Genomic DNA, 5243 nt, shown 5'->3' with positions numbered 1-5243 from the left:
AACCCGGCAGGACGCCGGGTTAGCCGTCCTGGGCCAGGGATGGCCCATGACGGCGGCCCACGGATTCAAGCCTGCGTTCGGGCACACCGAGCCTAGGCGAGGTGCCGAGTGGTGGGGCAAGAGCCCTTTGGTTACTTTGGGGCTTTTCCAAAGTGACCCGCCGTAAGGGCGGAACCCATAGCCGCCGTTACCGAAGAAACGGATATGCCCCCTCCCCCAAGGCCATCCACCAGCCCCCTAACAACAAACCCACCCCCTCATCCCACAGCGACATTCTGTCACTGTTACCAAATCCGAAATAATGCATCTTGCGATTTTCACTTTCTCTCAACGCCCCACCACATTATCCTTGGCGGCAATAACCTGAAACGATTCACTCTCGGTCAACCCCAACCTACCGAACACCCCTCGCCACAAAGACAGCGCTGTCTCACACCCGACCGCGCCTAAAAATAAATCACCCCCCTGTGGATACCCCCCGCTATCCCCAGGAAAAACCGACTCACGCTGAACCAAGCCCGTGCCAAATCGTCATCTACAGTGAAGACACACGGGGACACATAATTCCAACGTCACGGAGAAACACACTATGAGCACTGATGGTGCCTCAAGCCCAAGCCGCCTACTGCCCAGGCTGCTAGGCGTCTTGCTGCTGATCATGGGCCTGGCCTTACTGGCCGGCGGTATCAAGCTGAGCCTGCTCGGCGGGTCGCTGTACTACCTGCTGGCCGGTATCGGCATCACCCTGACCGGCCTTCTGCTGCTGGCCACCCGCCGCGCCGCGCTGGGCCTATACGCACTGGTACTGTTCGCCAGTACCGTGTGGGCACTGTGGGAAGTCGGCCTGGACTGGTGGCAGTTGGTACCGCGCCTGGCACTGCTGTTCGCCCTGGGCATCGTCATGCTGCTCCCATGGTTTCGCCGTCCGTTGCTGCGTGGCCAATCGGCACCGCTGGGCACCGGCGCGCTGAGCGTGGCCGTGGTCCTGGCCGGCGCTGCCGCCGTGGCCAGCCAATTCACCCACCCGGGTGAAATCAAAGGCCAACTGGACCGCGACGCAGTACCGGGCATGGCCAGCGCCGCGCCGACCCAGGCCGATGGCGACTGGAATTCCTACGGCCGTTCGGCCTACGGCGATCGCTACTCGCCCCTGGCGCAGATCACCCCGGAAAACGCCCACAAACTGGTTCCAGCGTGGACCTACCGCACCGGCGACATCCCAGGCCCGAACGACCCGGGCGAGACCACCGCGGAAAACACCCCGCTGAAAGTCAACGGCATGCTCTACGTGTGTACCCCGCACAGCCAGGTGATTGCCCTGGACCCGGATACCGGCAAGGAAATCTGGCGTTTCGACCCGAAGATCAGCACCGAAGGTGCCGCAAACTTCAAAGGTTGGGCGCACATGACCTGCCGTGGCGTGTCGTATCACGATGACGCCGCCTACGCCTCCGAACAGAGCCCGACCGGCAGCGCCAGCCCGGCTGCCGCGCCGAACGCCTGCCCGAAACGCATCTTCGTGCCGACCGCCGACACCCGCCTGATCGCCCTGAACGCCGACACCGGCAAGATGTGCGAAGACTTCGGCGACAAAGGCCAGGTCGACCTGCGTGCCAATATCGGCAGCTTCGCCCCAGGCGGTTACTACTCCACTTCGCCACCGGCGGTGACCAAAAACCTGGTGGTGATCGGCGGTCACGTCACCGATAACGTCTCCACCGACGAGCCCAGCGGCGTGATCCGCGCGTTCGACGTCCACACCGGCAAGCTGGTGTGGAACTGGGACAGCGGCAACCCGGACGACACCACCCCGTTGGCCGAAGGCAAGACCTACACCCGCAACTCGCCGAACATGTGGTCCATGTTCTCTGTGGATGAAAAACTCGGCATGCTCTACCTGCCGATGGGCAACCAGATGCCCGACCAATACGGCGGCGACCGTACCGAAGACTCGGAAAAATACAGCGCCGGCCTGACCGCCCTGGACATCGACAGCGGTCACGTGAAGTGGACCTTCCAGTTCACCCACCATGACCTGTGGGACATGGACGTGGGCGGTCAGCCTTCGCTGATCGACATCAAGACCGAAGCCGGCGTGAAACAAGCGGTGATGGCGTCGACCAAACAAGGCAGCATCTACGTGCTGGACCGCGCCACCGGCCAACCGGTGGTGCCAATCCACGAAGTGGCCGTGCCGCAAGGCGCAGTCGCGGGCGATCACACCGCGCCGACGCAACCGAAGTCTGATCTGAACTTCATGCCACCGCCGCTCAAAGAGCGCGACATGTGGGGCGTGACCCCGTTCGACCAGATGCTGTGCCGCATCGATTTCAAATCCATGCGCTACGACGGTGCGTTCACCCCGCCTTCGCTGCAAGGTTCGATCGTTTATCCGGGTAACTTCGGCGTGTTCGACTGGGGTGGCATTTCCGTCGACCCGGTGCGCCAGATCGCGTTCGTGAACCCGAGCTACATGGCGTTCAAATCGAAACTGATCCCGGCCGCCGACATTGCCAAGCAAGGCCCGCGCATCAGCGAAACCCAAGGCGTGCAGCCGAACAAAGGCGCGCCCTACGGCGTGATCCTCGAAGCGATGCTGTCGCCGATGGGCCTGCCGTGCCAGGCGCCGGCGTGGGGTTATGTGGCGGCGGTCGACCTGACCACCCACAAAACCATCTGGATGCACAAGAACGGCACCGTGCGCGACAGCTCGCCGGTTCCGGTCCCGCTGACCATGGGCGTGCCTAGCCTGGGCGGCACCTTCACCACGGCCGGTGGCGTGTCCTTCCTCAGCGGCACCCTCGACCAGTACCTGCGTGCCTATGACGTGAAAAACGGCAAGCAACTGTGGGAAGGTCGCCTGCCAGCCGGTGCGCAAACCACACCGATGACCTACACCGGCAAGGACGGCAAGCAATACGTGCTGGTCGTGGCCGGCGGTCACGGCTCCCTGGGCACCAAGCAGGGTGACTATGTGATGGCGTTCAAACTGCCGGATTAAGCAAAACCTGCAGCAAAACAAAGGCGGCTACCCTCACAGGTAGCCGCCTTTTTTGGTTGGCATCAGCCTCGCGCGCGCATGAAATCCCCCCAGCGCCGCACCAGGTAGTTGTGTTCATCCATCACCGAATTCCACACCGCGATATGCCCCATGCGCTGTTCATAGGAGCCACCGTCGCGCACTTCGCCGATATCGATCAGCGGCAGACCGTCGCTGCCCGGTAACTCTTCGCGCGCGGGCTTGCCGGCGTACCAGTAGTCCCATTCGGCGCTGGTCAAGTGATCGCGGCTGCGTGCCGGGTTGCCGATGTAGTAACCCTGGCGTGCCATCACCGCGCCCGGCCAGCCGGACAACCACCAATTGAGGTACGCATAGGCCGCGTCGAGCACCGGGCCCTGGGCATGGCGCGACAACGACAGGCCGCCGAACCAGGCGCGATAGCCTTCACGCGGCACTGCCAGGCGGTACTTCACCCCGGCGCGATGCAGGCGCATCAGGGTCGGCGACCACAGGCTCTGGATATCGATGTTCGGGCTGAGCATCAATTGCGCGGCTTCTTCATCGTCGGACCAGAACGCCGCGAAGTGCCCTTCCTTCTGCTTGCGCACCAGGATATCGGCGAGCACGTCGATCTCTTCGATGCTCATGTTGCCGATGTCCCTGAACCTCGCCAGCCCGGCGCCCTGCACCGCCAACGCGGCATCGAGGGCGCCGATGGCCGCGTCACTTTGCAGCGCGGTACGCGCGCGCAACAGCGGGTCGAGCAGCCAGCCCCAGCTTTCATTGCTGCGGCTGAACGCCTCGGGCAGGCGCTCGGGGCGGTAAGCGAAGCTGTCGGCGTTGTGGGTCAGCGGCAACATGCTGATGCGTTCGGTGACCGTGCTGCCGAGGCTGCCATCGTGCTGCACAAACAACCGCTCGCTGGGCACGCTGCCACTGCCCAGGCGGTCGCTGGGCGACAGGCGACCGCGCTTGGGCAGGTCGTTGATCTCGTGCCACAAGGCGATGCGCCGCGTGTCAATGGGTTGGATCGCGCGGGCGGGCCACACGAAGTCGACGTTGTGGAACCACTGGTCGTACAGGTCGTAGCTGTCGGGCTGCATCACGGCGATGCGCTGGGCCTGTTCGACGTCATGCACCTGGTACACCAGGCGAATGCCCAGTTCCTGTTCGGCCCGCACGCGCAAGCATTCGAGCAAGGTCACCGACGTACCGAGGACTCTAAAAGTGATCATGCCGCGAACCGCCGTGAAAACGCCTCAAACGAGCGGCGCAGCAGCACCGGGTCGAGGCCGCGCAGGATAAACACCAGGCGCGATTGGCGGTCGCTGCCCGGCCACGCTGGCAGGTGGACCGGCGCATGCAGGCAGTGCTGCACACCATGAATGACGATGGGGGCCGAGCTTGCGTTCACGTTGAGCAGTCCTTTGACGCGAAGGATTCGTTCGCCATGGCATCTTAACAGCATCGACAACCACACTCCGAAACCGACCCAATCCAGCGGCCGGTCGAAGCTCAGGCAGCAGACTTGCGCGGCGCCGTGGCGGGCGGTGGTGGTCCGGTGCAGTTGCCAGCGCCTGACTTCGGCGGCCGGTTCGGCGCTGCGCAGACCTGCGCCGAGCAGCAGTTGATCGCCGCTGTGGATATCGCGGCTATCAAGGATCGGCGTGCCCGCGTTCAGCGCCTGCAGGTGCAGGCGCAGCGGCGCGCAGTCGTCCACAAGGTCGGTCTTGCTCAGCAGCAAGCGATCCGCCGCCGCCACCTGGGCCAGCCATTCCGGGTGCAGGCGTTCCTGCAGGGCCGCGTGGCTGGCGTCGACCAGGGTGATGACCAGGCCGATATGAACACGCCCGCGCAGTTGCACGTCGTTGTTGAGGGTCGCGAGGATCGGCGCCGGGTCGGCCAGGCCGGTGGTTTCCAGGATCACCCGCTTGAACGCCGGGATCTCGCCGCGCTCGCGGCGTTGCAACAGGCTGAGCAATGCGTCTTTGAGTTCGCCGCGAATCGAGCAGCATACGCAGCCGCCGGGCAGCAGCACCGTGTCCGGCGCCACCTCTTCCACCAGCAGGTGGTCGATGCCGACGTCGCCGAACTCATTGATCAGCAGCGCCGTGTCGCCGAGGCTTTCGCCCTGCAGCAGACGCGTGAGCAAGCTGGTTTTGCCGCTGCCGAGGAAGCCGGTGATGACGTTGAGGGCAATACTCATATGTTACCTCCGCCCCCTGTAGGAGCGAGCTTGCTC

The 5243-nt window shown here is 64.0% G+C and carries 3 protein-coding genes; 1 reads left to right on the top strand and 2 read right to left on the bottom strand.

Annotation, left to right across the window (positions count from 1 at the left end; translation table 11 throughout):
* The first annotated feature begins 589 nt into the window (after nucleotides 1-589).
* Nucleotides 590-3001: a glucose/quinate/shikimate family membrane-bound PQQ-dependent dehydrogenase gene (locus INT12_RS30265; RefSeq protein WP_046488581.1), complete on the top strand. Its 2412-nt coding sequence runs from the start codon at nucleotides 590-592 to the stop codon at nucleotides 2999-3001.
* A 62-nt stretch (nucleotides 3002-3063) separates the two neighbouring features.
* Here the strand turns inward: INT12_RS30265 and INT12_RS30260 are convergent, their stop codons facing one another.
* Nucleotides 3064-4236: an ABC transporter substrate-binding protein gene (locus INT12_RS30260; protein ID WP_193059162.1), complete on the bottom strand. Its 1173-nt coding sequence runs from the start codon at nucleotides 4234-4236 to the stop codon at nucleotides 3064-3066.
* Nucleotides 4233-5207, bottom strand: coding sequence for a CobW family GTP-binding protein (locus INT12_RS30255; RefSeq protein ID WP_193059161.1), 975 nt, complete (start codon nucleotides 5205-5207; stop codon nucleotides 4233-4235). The genes INT12_RS30260 and INT12_RS30255 overlap by 4 nt, the downstream gene beginning before the upstream one ends.
* Between the last annotated feature and the right edge of the window lie 36 nt (nucleotides 5208-5243).

Source organism: Pseudomonas sp. K8 (assembly GCF_014889455.1).
Taxonomy (GTDB): Bacteria; Pseudomonadota; Gammaproteobacteria; order Pseudomonadales; family Pseudomonadaceae; genus Aquipseudomonas; species Aquipseudomonas veronii.
Note: the sequence above shows the minus strand (reverse complement) of the source record. Positions and strands in the feature narration are given on the sequence as shown.